Annotated in this window: 22 protein-coding genes, 1 tRNA gene and 1 pseudogene; 19 read left to right on the forward strand and 5 right to left on the reverse strand. The window is 71.7% G+C overall.

What is annotated here, in order from left to right:
* Positions 1–80 precede the first annotated feature (80 nt).
* The 16 genes from DEJ30_RS04815 (at position 81) to DEJ30_RS04885 (ending at position 14,304) form a co-directional block, all read left to right on the forward strand.
* On the forward strand, positions 81–458 hold the full coding sequence (locus DEJ30_RS04815; protein ID WP_110859282.1) for a LysM peptidoglycan-binding domain-containing protein: 378 nt from the start codon (positions 81–83) through the stop codon (positions 456–458).
* A gap of 64 nt (positions 459–522) precedes the next feature.
* On the forward strand, positions 523–1,629 hold the full coding sequence (locus DEJ30_RS04820) for a histidinol-phosphate transaminase (protein ID WP_110859283.1): 1,107 nt from the start codon (positions 523–525) through the stop codon (positions 1,627–1,629).
* Positions 1,626–2,228 (forward strand): imidazoleglycerol-phosphate dehydratase HisB, encoded by a 603-nt coding sequence (gene hisB / locus DEJ30_RS04825; RefSeq protein ID WP_110859284.1) that lies wholly within the window; start codon positions 1,626–1,628, stop codon positions 2,226–2,228. Before DEJ30_RS04820 ends, hisB begins: the two co-directional genes overlap by 4 nt.
* Complete coding sequence (hisH, locus tag DEJ30_RS04830; RefSeq protein WP_110859285.1) at positions 2,225–2,863, forward strand: imidazole glycerol phosphate synthase subunit HisH; 639 nt, start codon at positions 2,225–2,227, stop codon at positions 2,861–2,863. Before hisB ends, hisH begins: the two co-directional genes overlap by 4 nt.
* A 97-nt stretch (positions 2,864–2,960) precedes the next feature.
* A complete protein-coding gene (gene priA / locus DEJ30_RS04835; protein WP_110859286.1) occupies positions 2,961–3,707 on the forward strand; it encodes a bifunctional 1-(5-phosphoribosyl)-5-((5-phosphoribosylamino)methylideneamino)imidazole-4-carboxamide isomerase/phosphoribosylanthranilate isomerase PriA in 747 nt (248 codons plus the stop codon).
* Positions 3,708–3,711: 4 nt separating this feature from the next.
* Positions 3,712–4,527 carry an SseB family protein gene (locus tag DEJ30_RS04840; RefSeq protein ID WP_258369820.1) on the forward strand — a complete coding sequence of 272 codons (816 nt, stop codon included), beginning with the start codon at positions 3,712–3,714 and terminating at the stop codon, positions 4,525–4,527.
* A gap of 154 nt (positions 4,528–4,681) precedes the next feature.
* On the forward strand, positions 4,682–5,557 hold the full coding sequence (locus DEJ30_RS04845) for a ParA family protein (RefSeq protein ID WP_017885900.1): 876 nt from the start codon (positions 4,682–4,684) through the stop codon (positions 5,555–5,557).
* Positions 5,541–6,344, forward strand: coding sequence for a ScpA family protein (locus tag DEJ30_RS04850; protein WP_171907825.1), 804 nt, complete (start codon positions 5,541–5,543; stop codon positions 6,342–6,344). The genes DEJ30_RS04845 and DEJ30_RS04850 overlap by 17 nt, the downstream gene beginning before the upstream one ends.
* Positions 6,334–7,023 (forward strand): SMC-Scp complex subunit ScpB, encoded by a 690-nt coding sequence (scpB, locus tag DEJ30_RS04855; protein WP_258369822.1) that lies wholly within the window; start codon positions 6,334–6,336, stop codon positions 7,021–7,023. The genes DEJ30_RS04850 and scpB overlap by 11 nt, the downstream gene beginning before the upstream one ends.
* A complete protein-coding gene (locus DEJ30_RS18485; protein WP_258369832.1) occupies positions 7,020–8,465 on the forward strand; it encodes a hypothetical protein in 1,446 nt (481 codons plus the stop codon). The genes scpB and DEJ30_RS18485 overlap by 4 nt, the downstream gene beginning before the upstream one ends.
* A gap of 14 nt (positions 8,466–8,479) precedes the next feature.
* The gene (locus DEJ30_RS18490) at positions 8,480–9,241 is read left to right on the forward strand and encodes a pseudouridine synthase (RefSeq protein ID WP_349815121.1); all 762 of its coding nucleotides are present in this window, start codon (positions 8,480–8,482) and stop codon (positions 9,239–9,241) included.
* A 57-nt stretch (positions 9,242–9,298) separates the two neighbouring features.
* Positions 9,299–10,411, forward strand: a complete 1,113-nt coding sequence (locus tag DEJ30_RS04865; protein WP_110859288.1) for a prephenate dehydrogenase — start codon at positions 9,299–9,301, stop codon at positions 10,409–10,411.
* 167 nt (positions 10,412–10,578) lie between these two features.
* A complete protein-coding gene (cmk, locus tag DEJ30_RS04870; RefSeq protein WP_110859376.1) occupies positions 10,579–11,316 on the forward strand; it encodes a (d)CMP kinase in 738 nt (245 codons plus the stop codon).
* A gap of 146 nt (positions 11,317–11,462) precedes the next feature.
* Positions 11,463–12,983: a ribosome biogenesis GTPase Der gene (gene der, locus DEJ30_RS04875; protein ID WP_110859289.1), complete on the forward strand. Its 1,521-nt coding sequence runs from the start codon at positions 11,463–11,465 to the stop codon at positions 12,981–12,983.
* A 114-nt stretch (positions 12,984–13,097) separates the two neighbouring features.
* Positions 13,098–13,724, forward strand: a complete 627-nt coding sequence (locus tag DEJ30_RS04880; protein WP_146238495.1) for a hypothetical protein — start codon at positions 13,098–13,100, stop codon at positions 13,722–13,724.
* A gap of 58 nt (positions 13,725–13,782) precedes the next feature.
* Entirely contained in the window at positions 13,783–14,304 is a 522-nt protein-coding gene (locus tag DEJ30_RS04885; RefSeq protein WP_110859377.1) for a hypothetical protein, read from the forward strand.
* Between the two features lie 94 nt (positions 14,305–14,398).
* Here DEJ30_RS04885 and DEJ30_RS04890 read toward each other — a convergent pair whose 3' ends face one another.
* Positions 14,399–16,546, reverse strand: coding sequence for an ATP-dependent DNA helicase RecQ (locus DEJ30_RS04890; protein ID WP_181420007.1), 2,148 nt, complete (start codon positions 16,544–16,546; stop codon positions 14,399–14,401).
* A gap of 75 nt (positions 16,547–16,621) precedes the next feature.
* Positions 16,622–18,106, reverse strand: a complete 1,485-nt coding sequence (locus DEJ30_RS04895) for a hypothetical protein (protein WP_110859291.1) — start codon at positions 18,104–18,106, stop codon at positions 16,622–16,624.
* A gap of 70 nt (positions 18,107–18,176) precedes the next feature.
* On the opposite strand from DEJ30_RS04895, the gene DEJ30_RS04900 reads away from it, so the two are divergent.
* The 3 genes from DEJ30_RS04900 to DEJ30_RS04910 all read left to right on the forward strand — a co-directional run bounded on the left by DEJ30_RS04900 (position 18,177) and on the right by DEJ30_RS04910 (position 19,796).
* Positions 18,177–19,007 (forward strand): endonuclease/exonuclease/phosphatase family protein, encoded by an 831-nt coding sequence (locus tag DEJ30_RS04900; RefSeq protein ID WP_110859292.1) that lies wholly within the window; start codon positions 18,177–18,179, stop codon positions 19,005–19,007.
* Positions 19,004–19,585 (forward strand): hypothetical protein, encoded by a 582-nt coding sequence (locus tag DEJ30_RS04905; RefSeq protein WP_146238496.1) that lies wholly within the window; start codon positions 19,004–19,006, stop codon positions 19,583–19,585. Before DEJ30_RS04900 ends, DEJ30_RS04905 begins: the two co-directional genes overlap by 4 nt.
* 137 nt (positions 19,586–19,722) lie before the next feature.
* A tRNA-Pro gene (locus DEJ30_RS04910) sits at positions 19,723–19,796 on the forward strand.
* Between the two features lie 218 nt (positions 19,797–20,014).
* Here DEJ30_RS04910 and DEJ30_RS18630 read toward each other — a convergent pair.
* From DEJ30_RS18630 to DEJ30_RS04925, 3 genes and pseudogenes are all read right to left on the reverse strand, one after another.
* A pseudogene (locus DEJ30_RS18630) lies at positions 20,015–20,122 on the reverse strand (transposase); the annotation flags it as partial.
* Complete coding sequence (locus tag DEJ30_RS18635; protein WP_375231866.1) at positions 20,101–20,385, reverse strand: restriction endonuclease; 285 nt, start codon at positions 20,383–20,385, stop codon at positions 20,101–20,103. The pseudogene DEJ30_RS18630 and the gene DEJ30_RS18635, both read right to left, overlap by 22 nt.
* A 45-nt stretch (positions 20,386–20,430) precedes the next feature.
* Positions 20,431–20,862, reverse strand: coding sequence for a hypothetical protein (locus DEJ30_RS04925; protein ID WP_146238497.1), 432 nt, complete (start codon positions 20,860–20,862; stop codon positions 20,431–20,433).
* Position 20,863 lies beyond the last annotated feature (1 nt).

Consider the following 20,863-nt stretch of genomic DNA (forward strand, 5'->3'; position numbering starts at 1 on the left):
CCAGGACTTGTGCGTCATCTGATTCGAAACTATGTTCGGTACACGACTTCGGTTCCACCGAACGGGAAGGCAAGAACGACATGAGCACCATCGCCATCGCTGACATCCAGCGCACCGCGGCGCCCGCCGTGCGTACCCGCCTGCGTCTGACGCGTCGCGGCCGCATCGTCTTCACGACGCTCGCCGCGCTCCCGCTCCTCATCGTCGTCGCCCTCGGTGTGCTGAACGGTGGACAGGCCTCCGCCGGTGACGCCACCGCCGGCGGCGCCCGCACCCAGTTCGAGACCGTGACGATCCAGCCGGGCGAGACCCTCTGGCAGCTGGCCGAGCAGACGGCCCCCGACTCGGACCCGCGCGACTTCGTGCAGGACGTCGTGAGCCTCAACGCGCTCGACGGCTCCGCGTTGCAGGCCGGCGAAGAGATCGCCATCCCCACGAAGTACACCGACGGCGAGTAGCCACTCGGGCAGCGCCGTCCAGACGGCTGGTCGTCGCACGGTGACAGCGGCCTACGATGGATCGGTGGCATTCACGCTCGAAGACCTCCCGATCCGAGACGACCTGCGCGGGCAGAGCCCTTACGGCGCCCCGCAGAAGCACGTCCGCGTGCAGCTCAACGTCAACGAGAACACGCATCCCGTTCCGGACGACGTGGCTGCCGACATCGTCGAGTCGATCCGGCAAGCGCTGCTCACGGTGAACCGGTACCCGGACCGCGAGTTCACCGAGCTCCGACAGTCCCTCGCCGACTACCTCGGGCACGACCTGACCGCCGAGCAGCTCTGGGCGGCGAACGGGTCGAACGAGGTGTTGCAGCAGCTCCTCCAGGCGTTCGGCGGGCCGGGTCGCTCGGTGCTCGGGTTCCCGCCCACCTACTCGATGCACTCGATCCTCGCGTCGGGCACCGGCACCAGGTGGATCCCGGCCCAGCGGGACGACGAGTTCCGCATCTCACCCGAGACCGTCGTGGCGGCGATCCGTGAGCACCAGCCGGACATCGTGTTCCTGTGCGGGCCGAACAACCCGACTGGCACCCCGCTCGAGATCGAGACGATCGCGGCCGCCTACGACGCGACCGACGGCATCGTGATGGTGGACGAGGCGTACGCCGAGTTCATGCCGTCCGACGCTCCGAGCGCCCTCACGCTGCTGCCCGGTCGTGAGCGCCTCGTGGTCTCCCGCACGATGAGCAAGGCGTTCGCGTTCGCCGGTGCCCGGGTCGGGTACATGGCCGCGCACCCCGCCGTCGTCGACGCCGTCCGGCTGGTCCGGCTGCCGTACCACCTGTCCGCGCTGACCCAGGCGGCGGCGATCGCGGCACTCCGGCACGCCCCCGAGATGCTGGCGATGGTCGACGACATCAAGGGGCAGCGCGACCGCATGGTCACCGCGCTCCGGGCCATGGGGTACCGCACCTACGAGACCTGGTCGAACTTCGTGCTGTTCGGTGGTGTCGCCGACCCGCACGCCGCGTTCGAGGCACTGCTCGAGCACGACGTCATCGTGCGCGACCTCGGCATCCCGAACCACCTGCGGGTGAGTGCGGGGACCGAAGCCGAGACGACCGCGTTCCTCGACGCCATGCGGCAGGTCGCCGCCGAGCAGCCGCCGGTTAGGGTTGAGGCATGACCGCCCGCACCGCCTCGATCAGCCGTTCGACGAGCGAATCGAGTGTCGAACTCGAGCTCGACCTGGACGGCACCGGGACCTCGTCGATCTCGACCTCCGTCCCGTTCTTCGACCACATGCTGACCGCGTTCAGCAAGCACTCCCTGATCGACCTGCGGGTGCGCTCGACGGGTGACACCGAGATCGACGTGCACCACACGGTCGAGGACACCGGCATCGTGCTCGGACAGGCGATCAAGCAGGCCCTCGGCGACCGCTCCGGCATCGGCCGGTACGGCGACGCCCTGGTCCCGCTGGACGAAGCGCTCGCCCAGGCCGTCGTCGACGTCTCCGGGCGTCCGTTCCTCGTGCACTCCGGCGAGCCCGCGGGCTTCGAGTTCCACCGCATCGGTGGTCACTTCACCGGCTCGATGGTCCGCCACGTGTTCGAGGCGATCACGTTCAACGCCGGCATCACCGTCCACGTCCGCGTGCTCGAGGGCCGCGACCCCCACCACATCGCCGAAGCCGAGTTCAAGGCGTTCGCCCGAGCCGTGCGCAAGGCGGTCGAACTGGACCCGCGCGTCGACGGCATCCCCTCCACGAAGGGCGCACTGTGACCGCCGCCAAGCCGAACGTCGTCGTCCTCGACTACGGGTCGGGCAACGTCCACTCCGCCGCCAAGGCGCTCGAGCGCGCCGGGGCTGATGTCACGCTGACCTCGGACAAGCAGGCGGCGCTCAAGGCCGACGGCCTGCTCGTCCCCGGCGTCGGGGCGTTCGCCGCCGTGATCGACCAGCTCGAGGGCGTGCAGGGCGGGGAGATCGTCGACCACCGTCTGGCCGGCGGGCGACCCGTGCTCGGCATCTGCGTCGGCATGCAGGTCCTGTTCTCGCGGGGCATCGAGCGTGGTGCCGACGTCGAAGGGCTCGGCCAGTGGCCCGGCACGGTGCAGGAGATCCAGGCCGAGGTGCTGCCGCACATGGGCTGGAACACCGTGCAGGCCCCCGAGGACTCCGTGCTGTTCGACGGGCTGCACGACGAGCGCTTCTACTTCGTGCACTCCTACGGCGTGACCGACTTCCCGCTCGAGGCGTACGGGCCGTTCCGCGCGCCCCGTCTGACCTGGGCCGAGCACGGCCAGAAGTTCATCGCCGCGGTCGAGAACGGGCCGCTCGCCGCCACGCAGTTCCACCCCGAGAAGTCCGGCGAGCCGGGCATCCGCCTGCTCTCCAACTGGGTGCGTTCGCTCTGAACCCGGCCGGCGCCGGGCGCGACGGCCGTGCCGGACGCGCACCGGGCCTCCCGGCCGTCCGCAGCCCCTTCTCCACCGCAACGAAACCGACAGGACCATGACCGACCTCACCGACACCCCGCCCCTCGTCTTGCTTCCGGCTGTCGACGTCGTCGACGGACAGGCCGTGCGACTCACCCAGGGCGAGGCGGGGAGCGAGACCGGCTACGGCGACCCCGTCGCCGCTGCCCGGACCTGGCGTGACCAGGGCGCCGAGTGGATCCACCTCGTCGACCTCGACGCGGCCTTCGGGCGTGGCGACAACCGCCGGGTGATCGCGCACGCCGTCCGCGAGGTCGAGGGCGTCTCCGTCGAGCTGTCCGGCGGCATCCGTGACGACGCCTCGCTCGAAGCGGCACTGGCGACCGGTGCGGCACGCGTGAACCTCGGGACCGCGGCGCTCGAGAACCCCGACTGGGCCGCCCGTGTGATCGGTGAGTACGGCGAGCAGATCGCCGTCGGGCTGGACGTCCGCGGCACCACGCTCTCGAGCCGCGGCTGGACCGAGGACGCCGGTGACCTGTGGGAGGTGCTCGACCGGCTGGAAGCCGCCGGTTGTGCCCGCTACGTGGTGACCGACGTCACCAAGGACGGCACGCTGCAGGGGCCGAACGTCGAACTGCTCCGCCAGGTGTGCGACCGGACCGACCAGCCCGTGGTGGCTTCGGGCGGGATCTCGACGCTCGACGACCTCCGTGCGCTCCGCGAACTCGTGCCGTACGGGCTCGAGGGCGCGATCATCGGCAAGGCGCTGTACTCCGGGGCGTTCACGCTGCCGGCCGCACTCGACGTCGCCTCCGAGTAACGCCGTGGGGGGCATCTCGAACGGCCGCGGCACCGGGCCCGACGCCGACGACGCGCACACCCCGGGTGGGGCGGCGGACTCGGCGGGCTTCTCGTGGGAAGGTCGCACGTTCGACCACCACGACACCGCGTTCGCCGATGACGACGGGCTCGCCGACCCCGCGGTGGTCGCGGCCATCGGTGCGCTCGCCGACGGAGCCTCCCAGGCCGCGATCGTCGAGGCACTCCGCTCCGCGCGCCTGCTCATCCCGCTCATCGCCGAGGCCGGCGACGTGGGGGAGACCGATGAGGGCAAACTCGTCGACAAGACCCAGGAACTCTCGATCGTGACGGTCGCCGGTCCGGACGGTCGCAGCGCGATGCCGGCGTTCACCTCGGTGGACGCCGTGCACGCGTGGGATCCGGAGGCGCGCCCGGTGCCGGTGGAATCCCGCCGTGTGGCGATGGCCGCGGCGAGCGAGGACACCCAGCTCGTCGTGCTCGACCCGAAGTCGCCGACCGAGTTCGTGCTGCGTCGTCCGGCCGTGTGGGCGCTCGGGCAGGACCTGCCGTGGACCCCGTGCTTCGAGGACCCCGAGGTGGCCCGGGCCTTCGCCGCCTCGGTCGAGGGGGAGCCCGACGTCGCCCGTGTCGAACTCGCGCCGGGCGACCCTTTCGGACGGTTCGCCGGGCCGGAGCTGACGGTGGGCCTGGCGCTGCACCCGGGGCTCGACCGCGAGCGGGTCGGCGAGCTCGTCGGTCGGCTGCAGCAGCGGTGGTCGACCGACCCCGTGATCGCGGAGCGGGTCGACAGCATGCGCGTCGCCCTGCGCGCTGCCTGACGAGCAGCAGCGGCCGCGGCCAGGCTGCCAGCGAGCAGCGGCCGCGGCCAGGCTGCCGGCCAGCAGCGGCCGCGGCCAGGCTGCCAGCCAGCAGCGCAGGGGTCCCGCGGCGGTGCGGCCCGGCCCAGCCCGAGGTCGCCGGTACGATGACGGGGTGAGCCCGAACCCGACGACCAACCCCACCGGCGCGACCACCCACGGTCCGACGGGGCGTCCCGTCCGGGACTTCCCCGTACCCGAGGAGCTCGACAGCACCGGACCCGCCCGCATCATCGCGCTCTGCAACCAGAAGGGCGGCGTCGGCAAGACCACGACGGCCATCAACCTGGGCGCCGCGCTCGCGGAGTACGGCCGCAAGGTCCTGGCCGTCGACTTCGACCCGCAGGGCGCGCTGTCCGCGGGTCTCGGGGTCCGGACGCACGACATCCACACCGTCTACGACCTGCTGATGGGTGCCGTGAAGGACCCGAACCAGGTCATCCAGCCGACGAACACCCCCGGCCTCGACGTCATCCCGGCGAACATCGACCTGTCCGCGGCCGAGGTGCACCTGGTCAACGAGGTCGCCCGCGAGCAGATCCTGGCGAGCGTGCTGCGCAAGGTCGCGAACGACTACGACGTGATCCTGGTCGACTGCCAGCCGTCGCTCGGCCTGCTCACCGTGAACGCCCTGACCGCGGCGCACGGCGTGCTCATCCCGCTCGAGTGCGAGTTCTTCGCGCTCCGCGGTGTCGCCCTGCTCATCGAGACGATCGACAAGGTGCGTGACCGCCTCAACCCGGCGCTCAAGCTCGACGGCATCCTGGCGACCATGTACGACTCGCGCACGCTGCACTCGCGCGAGGTCATGGAGCGGGTCGTCGACACCTTCGACGACCGCGTGCTCGACACCGTCATCGGCCGCACCGTGAAGTTCCCGGACGCCACGGTGTCCGCACGCCCGATCACGCAGACCGCGCCGGACCACCCTGCCGCCCACGCCTACCGGCAGCTCGCACGAGAGCTCGTCCAGCGTGGCGCCGTCGCCTGACGCGGGGTTCCGGGTCCGGCTCGCCAACTTCGACGGACCGTTCGACCTCCTGCTGTCGCTCATCACGAAGCACGAGCTCGACATCACCGAGGTGTCGCTCGGTGCCGTGACGGGGGAGTTCATCCAGTACGTCCGGCAGGCCGAGTCCGCCGACGAGCTCGACGAGGCCAGCGAGTTCCTGGTCGTCGCGGCGACCCTGCTCGACCTGAAGATCGTCGGGCTGCTGCCCCAGGGTGAGCTCGTGGACGCCGAGGACGTCGCCCTGCTCGAGGCCCGTGACCTGCTGTTCGCCCGGCTGCTGCAGTACCGGGCCTTCAAGCAGGCCGCCGACTGGTTCGGGGAGCGCTGGGGCGTCGAGTCGCGCCGGCACGTCCGCAGCGTCCGGCTCGAGGAGCGGTTCCGCGCCCGCACACCCGAACTCGTCTGGACGCTGTCGGTGCAGGACTTCGCCGCACTGGCCGCGTTGGCCTTCGCCCCGCGGGAGATCCCGACCGTCGGCCTCGACCATCTGCACGCCCCGCTCATCAGCATCCGCGAACAAGCCGCGATCGTCGTCTCGATCCTCCGCACCCGCGATGGTGAGGGCGTCTCGTTCCGCGAACTGGTCGCGGGCGTCGACCAGACGGGTATCGTGGTGGCTCGCTTCCTCGCGATCCTCGAGCTGTACCGGAACGCGTCGATCTCGTTCGAGCAGCTCGAGCCGCTCGGGGAGCTGACACTGCGGTGGACCGCCGAGGACTGGTCCGACGAGAGCCTCGCGAACCTGGGAGCCGACTATGACGGATGACGTGCACGACACGTCCAGCGCCGAACCCGGCGGCGCCGACGAGATGGCCGACGCCCGCGCGATCGAGCACGAGATCCACGAACGCGCCGCGTCGCCGGCCCACCCCACCATCCCCATCGACCGTCAGCTCGAGGCGATCCTGATGATCGCCGACCAGCCCCAGTCGCTCGTCGCGCTCGGCGCTGCGGTCGGTTCGCCCGTCCCCGCCGTCCGCCAGGCGATCGAACGTCTCGTCGCGGACTTCGACGGCGTCGACGGCACGATCCGCCGCGGTTTCGAACTGCGCGAGGTCGGTGGCGGCTGGCGCTTCTACGTCCGCGCCGACCTGGACCCCGTGGTCGAGCAGTTCGTCGAGGCCGAGCGCCCCTCGCGGCTGTCCCAGGCCGCGCTCGAGACCCTGGCTGTCGTCGCCTACAAGCAGCCGATCACCCGCTCGCAGATCGCTGCGATCCGCGCCGTCAACGTCGACGGCGTCGTCCGGACCCTGGTGGCACGCGGCCTCATCGAGGAGTCGTTCACCGACGCCGAGACCGGCGCCATCAACTACGTCACGTCCGACCTGCTCCTGCAGCAGCTCGGCATCAACTCGCTCGACGAGCTGCCGCTCATCTCGCCCCTCCTGGACGACGGTGCGGACGGCTTCGAGCAGAACGAAGGGATCCCCGATGGCAGGGTTTGACGACCGGGGGCGCGGCGCGCCCCGAGACCGAGACGACCGCAGCGGACGCTCAGGAGGCCCGGATCGCTCCGGCCGACCGGCCGGCGGACGCGGCGGGGCCGGCTCTGGTGCCGGTGGCCGCTCCGGCGGGTACGGTCGCGACGACCGCGGGGGCGCACGCCCGCCGCGTGACGACGACCGGCGCGGCGGGTACCCGTCGCGCGACGATCGTGGCGGCGACCGTGGTGGGTACCGCGGGGCTTCGGCGCAGCGGGACGAGCGTGGTGGAGACCGCGGTGGCTACCGAGGCTCCGCTCCGCGTGATGAGCGTGGTGGCTACCGAGGTTCGGCGCCGCGCGATGACCGCGGTGGCTACCGCGGCCGTGACGACCGTGGTGGCTCCGCGCCGCGTGACGACCGCGGTGGGTACCGTGGTGCCCCGGCTCCGCGTGACGACCGAGGTGGCTACCGGGGTCGTGACGACCGTTCCGGTGGTGGCGATCGCGGTGGGTACCGCGGGGCTTCGGCGCCGCGTGACGACCGTGGCGGGTACCGGGGTCGCGACGACCGTGGTGCTTCCGCTCCGCGTGACGACCGGGGTGGCTACCGAGGGTCGGCTCCGCGTGATGACCGTGGTGGGTACCGGGGTCGTGACGACCGTGGTGCTTCGGCTCCGCGTGATGACCGCGGTGGCTACCGCAGCAACTCGGCTCCCCGTGACTACCGGGGTCGTGACGACCGTGGGGCTTCGGCTCCGCGTGATGACCGTGGTGGGTACCGGGGTCGTGACGACCGCTCCGGTGGCGGCTACCGCGGGGCTTCGGCTCCGCGTGATGACCGTGGCGGCGACCGTGGCGGCTACCGCGGCAACTCGGCTCCGCGTGATGATCGTGGTGGGTACCGGGGTCGTGACGACCGTGGGGCTTCGGCTCCGCGTGATGATCGTGGTGGGTACCGGGGTCGTGACGACCGTGGGGCTTCGGCTCCGCGTGATGATCGTGGTGGGTACCGGGGTCGTGACGACCGTGGGGCTTCGGCTCCGCGTGATGATCGTGGTGGGTACCGGGGTCGTGACGACCGTGGGGCTTCGGCTCCGCGTGATGATCGTGGTGGGTACCGGGGTCGTGACGACCGTGGGGCTTCGGCTCCGCGTGATGATCGTGGTGGGTACCGGGGTCGCGACGACCGTGGCAGTTCCGCTCCCCGCGACGACCGCCGCACCCCCGACGGCCAGCAGAGCCGCGTCTGGCACAACGGACGCCGCTACGTCGGCGGCACCACGAGCGTCCGCAACAGCGACCGCACCACGCCGAAGCCGAGCGGGCAGCGCGACGACCGGGGCAACCCGGCCGAGGGCACGCCCGAACGGCCGATCATCGAGGACTGGGACGCGGCGGACGGAACGGCGCCTGCCGGGGCCGAGCCGGGCCTCCAGGCAGAGGGTGAGCGCCTGCAGAAGGTGATCGCCGCTGCCGGCGTGGCATCCCGCCGCGTCGCGGAGAACCTGATCGTCGAGGGCCGCGTGACGGTCAACGGCGAGGTCGTGGACGCCCTCGGGCGTCGCGTCGACCCCGAGAAGGACGCGATCAGCGTCGACGGCGTGCCGGTGCAGATCGACTCGTCGCGGCGGTACATCGTCCTGAACAAGCCGACCGGTGTCGTCTCGAGCCTGCAGGACGAGCGCGGTCGACGCGACCTGACCGAGTTCGTGGACCGCTACGAGGAGCGCCTGTTCAACGTCGGCCGTCTCGACACCGAGACCTCCGGGCTGCTCGTCCTGACGAACGACGGCGACCTGGCACACGTGCTGGCGCACCCGTCGTTCGGCGTGCAGAAGACGTACATCGCGAAGGTCCACGGCAACGTGAACCCTGCCGTGGTGCAGCGCCTGACCGAGGGCGTCGAGCTCGAGGACGGTCCGATCAAGGCCGACAAGGTGCGGTTGCTCGAGTCCTCGCGGGGTGAATCGCTCGTCGAGATCACGCTGCACTCCGGCCGCAACCGCATCGTCCGCCGCATGCTCGAGGCCGTCGACCACCCGGTCCTCGAACTCGTCCGCCGGTCGTTCGGACCGCTGCACCTGGGCAGCCTGCCGCCGGGCAAGATGCGCGAGCTCGGCACGGTCGAGGTCGGCAAGCTGCTCAGCACCGTCCGTGACGCGAAGCCGTCCGCTCGTGACGACCGCGACGTCGCGCTGGACCAGGACGACGACGAGTACGAGGACGAGTCGGCCGATTGACCGAGCCGGGTCTCGGGCATCGACCGATGCCCGAGACCCGATCGGTAGGCTTGCCCGGTGACCGACGTGAACCCGACCGACATCGACCGCCGTCTGCGTGGCCCGGTCCGGGTCGTCGGTGCCGGGTTGCTCGGTGCCTCGATCGGTTTGGCCCTGCGTGAGAAGGGCGTGGACGTCGTCCTCGACGACGTCTCACCCGCCGCACTGGCGCTCGCCGTGGACTACGGCGCCGGGCGTCGATCGGCTGCCGGCGACCAGCCGGAGCTCGTCGTCGTCGCGGTGCCGCCTGACGTCGTCGCGACCGTGGTGGAGCGAGAACTCGCCGCCTACCCGGACGCCGTGGTGACCGACGTCGCCAGCGTGAAGTCCGGGCCGCTCGCTGCCCTGGTGGCTGCCGGCGCCGACGTCTCCCGGTACATCGGTTCGCACCCGATGGCGGGGCGTGAGCGCAGCGGGCCGACCGCCGCCCGCGCCGACCTGTTCTTCGGGCGCCCGTGGGTGATCGCCGGGCACGACGGCATCACGTACCAGCGTGCCGCGGCGGTCGAGGACCTCGCGCTCGACCTCGGTGCCACCGTCGTGCCGATGGACCCGGAGTCGCACGACCTCGCCGTGGCGTACGTCTCGCACGCACCGCAACTCGTGTCGACGCTGATGGCCTCGCGCCTGCGGGACGCCCCGGACGGGTCGCTCGGCCTGGCCGGCGGCGGCGTGCGCGACGTCACCCGGATCGCCGCGAGCGACCCCGGGCTGTGGGTGCAGATCATCGGGGCGAACGCCGGGCACATCCGGCCGGTGCTCACCGACCTGCGCGACGACCTGTCCCGCGTGATCGACGCCCTCGGCGACCCGGACGGTGCCGGTTCGCCGCGCACCATCGCCGAGACCATCGCCGACGGCAACCGTGGGGTCGAACGGCTGCCGGGCAAGCACGGCACCACCAAGCGCTTCGCCCAGGTGGTCGTCCTCGTCGACGACACCCCCGGGCAGATCGCCGCACTCCTGACGTTCATCGGGGAGATCGGCATCAACCTCGAGGACATGCGCCTCGAGCACTCACCGGGCGCACAGATCGGCATCGTCGAGGTGTCGGTGCTGCCCGAGCAGGAACAGCGACTCGTCGAGGAACTCGAGGGGCGCGGATGGAGGATCGCAGCAGCATGGGCCTGAACGACGACACGAACGCAGCGACGAACGACTCGGGTGTGGCCGGCGGGCGCGCTCCGGCTGGCGGGACCGACGGGCCCGACTCCGGCTTGCCGACGCCGACGCCGACGCCCGGTGACGGGGCACGCGGCGGTGCTGAGGGCGGCCCCCTCGGCGGTCCGGCTGGCGGCATGGGCCAGCCCGGCGGCGAGCCCGGCTCGACCAGCGCCCCGATTCCGTCCGGCCTGGCCGACGGCGCCTACGTGGCGAAGATCGTCATCGCGGTCGACGGCCCCGCAGGCAGCGGCAAGTCGAGCGTCTCCCGTGCGGCAGCCCGCGCCCTGGGCTACGGCTACCAGGACACCGGCGCCGCCTACCGTGCACTCGCGTGGCACGCCCTGCAGCAGCGGGTCGACCTCGACGACGCCGCGGCGATCCTGGCGAGCTGGGACACCTTCGACTACGCCATCGGCACCGACCCCGACGACTACTACGTCAAGGTGGGGGAGACCGACGTCACCGACGCCATCCGCACCCCCGACGTCACCGGCGCGGTCGCCCACATCGCGAAGCTCCCGGACGTCCGGAAGCGCCTGGTCCAGCTGTTCCGGAACGTGATGCGGAAGACCGACGCCCCGGGCATCATCACCGAGGGCCGGGACATCACCACGGTCGTCGCGCCGGACGCCGAGGTCCGGATCCTGCTGACGGCCGACGAGTCCGTTAGAATGGCGCGACGCTCGGCAGAGGTCACGACCCAGTCGGCCGCCGAGACCTCCGCAGCACTCGCTCGTCGCGACGCGGCGGACGCGAAGGTCGTCGACTTCATGAACGCCGCCGACGGCGTCACGACGCTCGACTCCACCGACCTCGACTTCGACCAGACCGTGCAGGCGGTCGTCGACCTGGCCCGCGCGGCCACGCACTGACGCAGACCGGACCGCCTCGGCGGGCCGATCACGCACTGACGCAGACCGGACCGCCTCGGCGGGACGGTCCACCACGGCCGGACCCCCGGCCCCGGCCGGCAACGGCCACCGACACCGCGGCCCCGGCCGCTCGCGAGGAACACAAGATGGCTCAGCTGGACAACCCGGACAACGACGACTTCCCCGAGTACGACGACGCCCTCGGCGAGCGGCTCGCCGGACTCGACGAGGCAGAGGCCGAGCAGCGCGCCACCGCGCTCCGCGCCGGCCTCGAGGAGTACGACCTCGAGGACGAAGACCTCGCCCTGCTCGAAGCGGGCCAAGTCGGCGAAGACGGCCTGTACTACCTGCCGGCCTACCCGGTGCTCGCGATCGTCGGTCGCCCGAACGTCGGCAAGTCGGCGCTCGTCAACCGCATCCTCGGTCGCCGTGAAGCCGTGGTGCAGGACGTCCCCGGCGTCACGCGCGACCGCGTCAGCTACAAGGCGGAGTGGAACGACAAGCGCTTCACCCTCGTCGACACCGGCGGTTGGGAGCCCGGCGCCGAGGGCATCAACGCCTCCGTCGCCGCGCAGGCCGAGGTCGCGATCGACCTGGCCGACGCCGTGCTCTTCGTCGTGGACGTCACGGTCGGCATCACCGCCACCGACGAGCACGTCGTGAAGATGCTCCGCGGCACCGACCGCCCCGTCATCGTCGTCGCGAACAAGTCCGACGACGAGCGCCGCGACCTCGACGCCTCCGAGCTCTGGAACCTCGGTCTCGGTGAGCCGCACCCGGTCTCCGCGCTGCACGGCCGCGGCGTCGCGGACCTGCTCGACCTGATCATCAAGACGCTGCCCGACACGTCGGCCGTCGCCAAGCAGGAGGTCGGCGGCCCCCGCCGCGTGGCCATCCTCGGGCGCCCGAACGTCGGCAAGAGCTCGCTGCTCAACAAGGCCGCCGGTGAAGAGCGGGTCGTCGTGAACGACCTCGCCGGCACCACCCGCGACCCGGTGGACGAGCAGATCGAGCTCGGCGGCAAGGTGTGGCGCTTCGTCGACACCGCCGGCATCCGCAAACGCGTGCACCTGCAGCAGGGCGCGGACTTCTACGCCTCGCTCCGCACCACCGCCGCGCTCGAGAAGGCCGAGGTCGCCGTCGTCGTCCTCGACGTCACCGAGCCGGTGTCCGTGCAGGACCTCCGCATCATCGACCTCGTCCTCGAGTCCGGCCGTGCCCTCGTGCTGGCCTACAACAAGTGGGACCTGCTCGACGACGAGCGACGCCGTTACCTGGAGCGCGAGATCGAGCAGGACCTGGCGCACGTCGCCTGGGCCCCGCGCGTGAACATCTCCGCCCGCACGGGCCGCCACCTCGAGAAGCTCGTGCCGGCGCTCGAGACCGCCCTCGAGTCGTGGGACACCCGCATCCCGACCGGCAAGGTCAACGCCTTCATCGCCGAGCTCGTGCAGGAGCACCCCCACCCCGTGCGCGGCGGCAAGCAGCCCCGCATCCTGTTCGGGACCCAGGCGTCGAGCCAGCCGCCGACCTTCGTGCTCTTCACGTCGGCGTTCCTCGACCCGCAGTACCGACGCTTCATCACGCGTCGGCTCCGCGAGGTCTGGGGCTTCTCCGGCACGCCGATCAACGTCAACATGCGGGTGCGCGAGCGCCGGAAGCGCTGAGCCCTCCCACCCGTCACGCAGAACGCGCCTCGATCCGTCGGGGCGCGTTCTGCGTGCGCGTCCGGCCTGGAGGCCCGGAGCCGGTCCGGCGCGCCCGTGCGGCATCATGGGTGCGTGCGTACCGGGCCGTGGGCAGCGGACCGACGTCGGCTCGCCCTGGTGGGCGTCCTCGTCGGTGTGGTCGTCGTGGGCTCCGTCTCCCTGTGGGCGGTCTCGCACACGTCCGACGACGCCGACACGGTCACGCGTGCCGACGCCGTGGCCCCCGAGCCGGCGCGGTCGCCCGACGTCCGACTGCAGCCGTCCAACAGCCTCGAGGAACCCATCGAGCCCGAACCCGTCCGTCCGGTCGACGGCTCGCCCATCGACCCGTGGTGGCGCCGCGTCCCGCCGGTGTCCGGTGACATCGTCGGCATCGGGGCTGCGGCCTCCGGGCACGTCCGGATCGCCGCGAACAGGAGTGACGAGACCCTCGCGGTGGAGATCGACCACCTGGAGACCGGCGGGGACGGCCCGGTCGACGTCGTGCTGTCCGCGGGGACGGTACGCGGTGGTTCGAAGCCGGTGTGGACACCCGCCGGGGAGTCCTACGACCTGTTCCAGGCCGCCGGGGTCGAACAGGGGCTGACCGTCGTGCTGAGCGACCCGTGGTCACTGCCCGACGAGGTCCGGTCCCTGGTCCTGCTCGACGCCGGGACAGGCACCGTGCTGGGCGGCGCGGCACTCGTCCCGTCCGACTGAGCCGTCGGTGCCCCGGGCTGCGTCCGCCGGGGGCCTCGGGATGGGGCACGATGGAGTGGTGACGCAGCAGAACGACGGACTCGGCGTGCTCGCCGACAGCGTGTGGTGCCGTCTGCGCCTCGATCGGTTGGCCGGAGGTCGACAGTCGGGGTACGTGATACGCGAGGACATGCTCGAACACCCGGACACCGTCCGCTCGTTCCGCTGGATCCGGTGGCTGCTCGTCGCGGAGACCGTCGTCGGGCTCACCGCCATCGTGGTCGCCGTGCTGCTGACCCGCGCGGGGGACACCCTGTCGTGGGCGGTGTGGTTCCGGTCCACCGTGGTGCTGCTCATCACCCTGACGCTCTACGTGTTCGCCTGGCGGGCGCAGCTCGGGTACTACTGGGCGTACCAGAGGCTGCGGTTGTTCAGCCGGATCTTCCCGATCGTGACCCTGATCGTCGCGGCGATCCCGGGGCTCTACCCGTTCTGGATGGTCATCGAGCAGATCCTGTTCTCGGTGCTCATGGTCGGCATCGGCGACGTGCTGACGTCCGACCACATGCGGGCGACGTTCCCCAAGCCCGCGCGGCTGTAGGCCTCCGGCAGGCGGCGGACCGGATCTGCGACAGAACACGCGTCGATCGACGCGTGGAGTGTCGCAACGGTGGTGCGAGACCGGCGCGACCGGGCTACGCGACCGTCGCCAGCGCGAACGGGAGCACGGCGGCGGCCCCGGCGCGCCGGAGCTCCCGGCCGGCGACGGTCATCGTCCACCGGCTGTCGACCAGGTCGTCGACGAGCAGCACCGGGCCCTCGTGCGCCTGCAGGGCGGCGGCGAGCGATGGATCGACCACGAAGGTGTCCCACACGCCGGACAGTCGGTAGGCGCTGTTCGTCGCACCGTCGCCACGGGGGGTCCCGCCGGCGCGGCCGAGCGTGCCGAGGAACTGCAGCCGCCCGATGGTGGACAGCGCCTGGGCGAGGGACCCCACGAGCTCGGGCCGCGACCGCGAGGACATCGCCACGACGCCGGTCGGCCGGGTCTCCCACGGCCAGTCCTTGAGCGCCCGGACACAGCCGTCGACGAGCTCGCGCGAGATCGGGGCATCGGGGGTGGACGGTGAGAACAGCGCACGCAAGGGACCTCCCCAGCCGAGATCGGTCAGACGCGCCACCGCACGGCCGGGCTGCACGAGCTCGTCCGCGCCGATCTTGCCCCGCACCGAGACCCCGAGCGACGACATCCCCGAGGGCCACTGGGCACGCGGGGCGATCTCGACGCCGACCTTGTCGAGCGCGGCCGCGGCTCCGGAGGAGTCGGTGTCGGACACGGCGGTCGGGAACCACGCCCCGGCGCAGTTGTCGCACCGGCCGCAGGGCTCGGCCGAGGGGTCGTCGAGGTCCTGCTGCAGCAGCTGCATGCGGCAGGCCGAGGTGGACTCGTAGTCGAGCATCGACGCTGCTTCGGCAGCGCGCGCCGCTGCGACCCGCTCGTACCGGGGTGCGTCGTACTCCCACGGCTGCCCGGTCGACACCCAGCCACCGGTGACGCGTCGGACGGCGCCGTCGACGTCGAGCACCTTGAGCAGGAGTTCGAGGGTGGAACGCTTGATGTCGACCAGGCCCTCGAGCGCCACGGTCGACATCGCGGTGTCGGTGGACAGGGCGCCGAGCACGGCGGCGGCGCGGGCCTCGGTCGGCATCGAGGCGCTGGCGAAGTACTGCCAGATCTCGCGGTCCTCACGCCCGGGCAGGAGCAGGACGTCGGCGTTGTCGGTCGCACGACCCGCACGACCGATCTGCTGGTAGTAGGCGACGGGCGACGAGGGAGCCCCGACGTGCACGACGAACCCGAGGTCGGGCTTGTCGAACCCCATGCCGAGCGCGCTCGTGGCGACCAGGGCCTTCAGCTCGTTGCCCTTGAGCTGCTGTTCGAGCTGTTCGCGCTCGTCGGTGTCGGTGCGCCCCGTGTAGGCACGGACGGCGTACCCGTTGTCGCGCAGCAGCCGGGCGATGTCCTCGGCCGCCGAGACGGTGAGCGTGTAGATGATGCCGCTGCCGGGCAGGTCGCCGAGGTGCGCGAGGAGCCAGCCGAGCCGCTGCCGGGCATCGGGCAGCGTGAGCACGCCGAGGCGCAGGGACTTGCGAGCCAGGGACCCGCGGATGGTGAACACCGGGTCGGCCGGGCCGGCGGTGAGCTGTTCGGCGACGTCCTCGACCACGCGCTCGTTCGCCGTCGCGGTGGTGGCCAGGACGGGGACGCCATGGGGGAGCGACCGGATGAGTTCGGCCAGTCGGCGGTAGTCCGGCCGGAAGTCGTGGCCCCAGTCCGAGATGCAGTGCGCTTCGTCGACCACGAGCATGCCCATCCGGGCGATCAGGGTCGGCATCTGCTCGTCGCGGAACTTCGGGTTGTTCAGTCGCTCGGGGGAGACGAGGAGCACGTCGACCTCGTCACGGGCGAGGGCGGCCTGGGTCTCGCCCCACTCGTGGGCGTTCGCGGAGTTGATCGACACCGCACGGACACCGGCCCGCGCGGCGGCGGCGACCTGGTCGCGCATCAGGGCGAGCAGCGGCGACACCAGGACCGTCGGGCCGCCCCCGCGTCGGCGCAGCAGCAGCGTCGCGAGGAAGTACACCGCGGACTTGCCCCACCCGGTGCGCTGCACCACGAGGGCGCGCTGCCGGTGCTCGACCAGCGCCGAGATCGCCTCGAGCTGGCCGGGGTGGAACACCGCGTCGGGGCGCCCCGTGAGCGCAGCGAGCGCCTGCTGCGCCTCGGCGGCGATGTCCGCAGAAGGCGGGGCGGCAGACGGAGCGGCGGTGGGGGTGTCCATGCCCCCATGCTGTCAGGAGCAACCGACGAAACCCGACCCGCGCCTCCAGTCTGTGGACAACGCGACGGGGCGCGCTTACTGGTACGTGACCAACGACGGCGTCGGCTGCACGTCCTGCATCGTCTGCGCGGGCGTCAGCATGGGCGTGTCCTCGTCGTAGAAGTTCTTCCAGCCCCAGTGCAGCCCCTCCGGCGCGCCCTGGTGCAGTGCCTTCCAGGTCGCCTGCTTGTCCGGCTGCGACCCCTGCCCGTCGACGTGCACGAGCATGTCGAGCTCCGGGTGGGTCTGCAGTGCGGAGCGGTCCTGGATCATCGACAGCCGGAACTGGTGCAGCACCAGGGCCTTCGGCGGCAACCCCTCCTTCTGCACCAGCGCAGCCAGCCACGAGGACACCTCGTTCACCTCGGACGCCGACACGCTGCCGATCTGCTGCAGGGGCACCTGGTCCTTCGTCAGCCGCCACTCCGGGTCGAGCGCCAGCCAGACGCCGGGCTTCTTCAGCAGCGACTCGTACTTCTTGGCCTGCGACAGGAAGTCCGACCGCCCGGGCTGCAGGTCGATGATGACCGGCATGTCCGCGTCGTGCGCGGCGTCGACGTAGGGCTCGAGCGTCGACACCGGCAGCTCCGTCGAGTAGTCGCCGTCGGCTCCGGCGTCCCCGGCGGCGACGGTCGCGATGACCTCCATCGCGGGCGTCACGAGCTCGTCGGACTCCGCCCGGTACGGCTTCGCGACCTGCTCGGCGCGCTGCACGGTCTCCTTCGGCCCCTGCTCGCCGAGCACGCCCAGCGCCGGCGCCCCCGGAGCCCCGTACAGCGCGACGTACCGGTGCCCGTCGAACGGCCGCTGGCCGCCGTTCCGCAGCTGGAACCCACCCTCGGCGGCCCGCACCGTCCACTCCGGGTCCGGCAGGGCGTCGAACGCCGCGCCGACCAGGACGGTCGGGTGGTCCCGTCGTTCGTGCAGCGCCGTCACCACGTCGGGTGCGGCAGCCGGGTCGGTCACCCCCTTCGGCATGGTCACGACGCGGGCACCGGCGGCCTTCGCGGTCGCCACGGCAGCGGCGTCCGCACTCGCGTCCGCCACCACCACGGTCGCCTGCCGGGAGGCCCGGGTCGACTCCGGCGCGTCACCGCCGTCCGGCGCCTGCCGCTGTTCGACGTCCGTGTCGAGCGACCCGTCGCCCTCGGCCTGGTACCAGTCGGCGCCGAGCCGGTCGAGCTCGCGGGCGACGGCGGTGCTCGTGTTCTTGTCGTCCTTCGCCGTCAGCAGCACCGGGACGTGGGCGCTCGCCGCAGCCTTCGCCGCATCACGGATCCCGTCGGTGTCGTCGGCCCGGGCGACGACCGCTCCGGGAGCACTCGCGAACAGGGCCTCGCTGACGCGGACGGACCGGGCTGCGGCGTCCGAGGCGTCGGCGACGGTGACGGTGTCGGCCGAGGCCTTCGCCAGGGTCGGGCGGCTCGTGTCCGGTCCGCTCGACGTGCACCCGGCGGCTCCGAGCAGCAGCCCGGACACCGCGATCGCGAGCAGGAAACGAGGGGTGGAACGAGAACGCATCGAGCCACCATACGAGTCAGACGGAGAGGTCCCTGGGAATCCGACGGGTGTCGTCTCGTAGAAGGGAGGCATGCCCCACCACCCCGACGACCGCCCGCTCATCGGACCGGTCCGGTCGCCCGAGGTGCACTGCATGACGCTCAACGTGCGTCGCCGCGTGCCGCGACAGCCGACCCACCCGGACGCCTGGGAGCGCCGCCGCGACGCCGTCCTCGCGCTCGTCACGTCCGAAGCGCCCACCGTCCTCGCCGTCCAGGAGGCCCTGCCCACGCAGGCAGACGACCTGACGTCCGGCCTCGGGTCGGGTTGGGAGCCCGTCCTGGCCGGGCGGGGAACGCGCGGCGGTGGCGAACAGGTCGGCCTGTTCCTCGACCGCTCCCGCCTCGACGTCGTCGAGCGCCGTACCTGGGCACTCTCCCGCACACCCCACCGCCCCGGCTCGCGGTCGTGGGCCACGTCCTTCCCCCGGCACGCCGTCGGAGCCGTCGTCGACGACCGCGCGACCGGCGTCCGGTTCCTGGCCGTCGCCACCCACCTCGACGTCGCCTCGCCGTGGGCCCGGCTGCGGTCCGCCGAACTGCTCGGCCGGATCGTCCGGCAGCGCGGCCTGCCCGCCGTGGTCATGGCCGACTGGAACAGCCCCGCCGGTTCCGCGCCATGGCGAGCCCTGGCGGAGGCGGGGGTCGAGGACAGCTGGGGGCGGGCCTCCAGGCAGGTGGGTGAGCCCTACGGGACGTACCCGCACTACGGGAGCCCGCGCGTCGGTGGCCGGCGGATCGACGGGGTGCTCGTGACGTCCGAGGCGGAGGTGGACCGCGTCGCGGTCGACGTGCGGCGGCCGGGCGGCGTGTGGCCGTCCGACCACGCTGCCGTGCACGCGGTCCTGCGGTGGGCGTCGTGATCGCCATACTCGGACCGACGTTCCTGCGGCCGCGGTTCCTGGTGGCCGACGTGGTGCGGGCGCTGACGCTCGTGAGCGTCGTCGTGGCGAGTGTCGGGTGGGGCGGGACGGCGTTCCCGGTCATGGCACTGGCGCTGCTCGGGGTCGTGGTGCCGCGGATGCTCGGGCTGCGGCCGGCGTTCGACGTGGCGGTGTGCGTGCTCGTACTCGTCGCCGGGTGGTCGAGCGTGCTCGAGTGGTACACGACCGTCTTCCTGTGGGACAAGTTCATGCACGTCGTGCTGACCGGGCTGCTCGCGGCGGTGCTCTACGTCATCGGTGCCGACCTGCGGGCGGTGCCGGCCCCGCACGCCGAGCGCCGGGTGGTCGTCGCGGTGCTCGCGCTGTGTGCGGGACTCGCGGTCGGGGCGGTCTGGGAGATGGGGGAGTGGCTCGGGCACAACTTCGTCGACTCGAAGATCTTCGTCGGGTACGACGACACGATCGGGGACCTGGCGGCGGACGGGTCCGGCGGGCTGCTCGTCGGGCTCGGGTTGCCGTGGTTGGCGGCGCGGCGCGAGGTGGTGCGGCCGGGCTGAGCGTGTCGTTCGGGTCGCGTTGCTCCGACTCGCCGTGGCACGGAGGGGGTCTGACGTCCGCTATGCTGGACCGGTCGCTCGCGCTCCGGTCGGACGTGGGCGAGGATCCTCCGGGATCCTGAGTTCTCCGGAACTCGCGGGCTGTGGCGCAGCTTGGTAGCGCACTTGACTGGGGGTCAAGGGGTCGCAGGTTCAAATCCTGTCAGCCCGACCGAAACGTGTCTGACACGACGACAGAAGCCCACCGAGGATCTCGGTGGGCTTCTTCGTTCCTGTGCCTGTCGTTGGGTCGTCCGCACAGGGCTGCCTCATTGCGACGTTCAGCGGACCACCTATGTGCGACATGAGTCTTCTCGCGGATCGTCCGGTTCGAGCCTGAGTCCGAGTTGGACACCGAGGTGCGTGGGAGGACCGGCTACCGAGCAGTAGACGGCGGCCGGGGAGGTGCTGCTTCACTCGGCGCTGGTACTGGTCCAACGCGTCGCCGGCGAGCTTGACGACGTGGAACGGGTCTATCACCGGGACCGCGTCCGGGAGCAGCGGCCGAGCGCCATGTCCAGCAGCTTGGCCTGCCCGGTGTCGGTGCGGTTCGGGGTGGGGTCGATGATGCCGAGCTGGCGGGCGGTCGTGACCGCTCCCCGGGTGAACGTCCCCGTTGTCACCACGATGCCGAGCTGCGCACGATGAATTGGTAGGACGCCGTTGAGCTCTCGGACCGTCGTCACACCGGCGCTGCGTGGGATCTGCAGCGGAGATGACGAAAGCCCCCGACCGCCGGAGCAGTCGAGGGCCATCGCCATTTGGCGAGTTCGAGGGAAGCGGAACCACCCACGACACCCCGTCGGCTAGTCCACGGGCTTCTTCACCAGTTTCCGTGCAGACGCGGCGATCATCGCCGCTCCGAGCATCATCGGGTATCCAGTCGCCGCGCCGACGCCGAGGAGCGCCCCTGGGTTCAGGGAACCTGCATCGTTCGACGTCCACGTGACGTGCTGGAACACCGCGTACGCAACGATGGCGAGAATGACGATCCCCGCGGTGAGTCCGAGAGTCGGCCACTGATCAGCTACCAGCACCGCGGCAGCGGCGACCACGCCGATCAGGACCAGCATCAGAGGGCTGATGAAGAACCCTCCGGACGAAGGAGCGGTCGACACTGCCGCGATGGCGTAGTACGCGACCAGCCCGAACACCACTCCGAGCGCAACGGACGCGATCCGGTGCCGTGCCGGCCGGCGCACTTCCGTGGTCGGCGGATGAAGATCGGAGATTGCCATG

Origin of the sequence: Curtobacterium sp. MCPF17_003 (assembly GCF_003224385.1) — a bacterium.
GTDB lineage: Bacteria > Actinomycetota > Actinomycetes > Actinomycetales > Microbacteriaceae > Curtobacterium > Curtobacterium flaccumfaciens.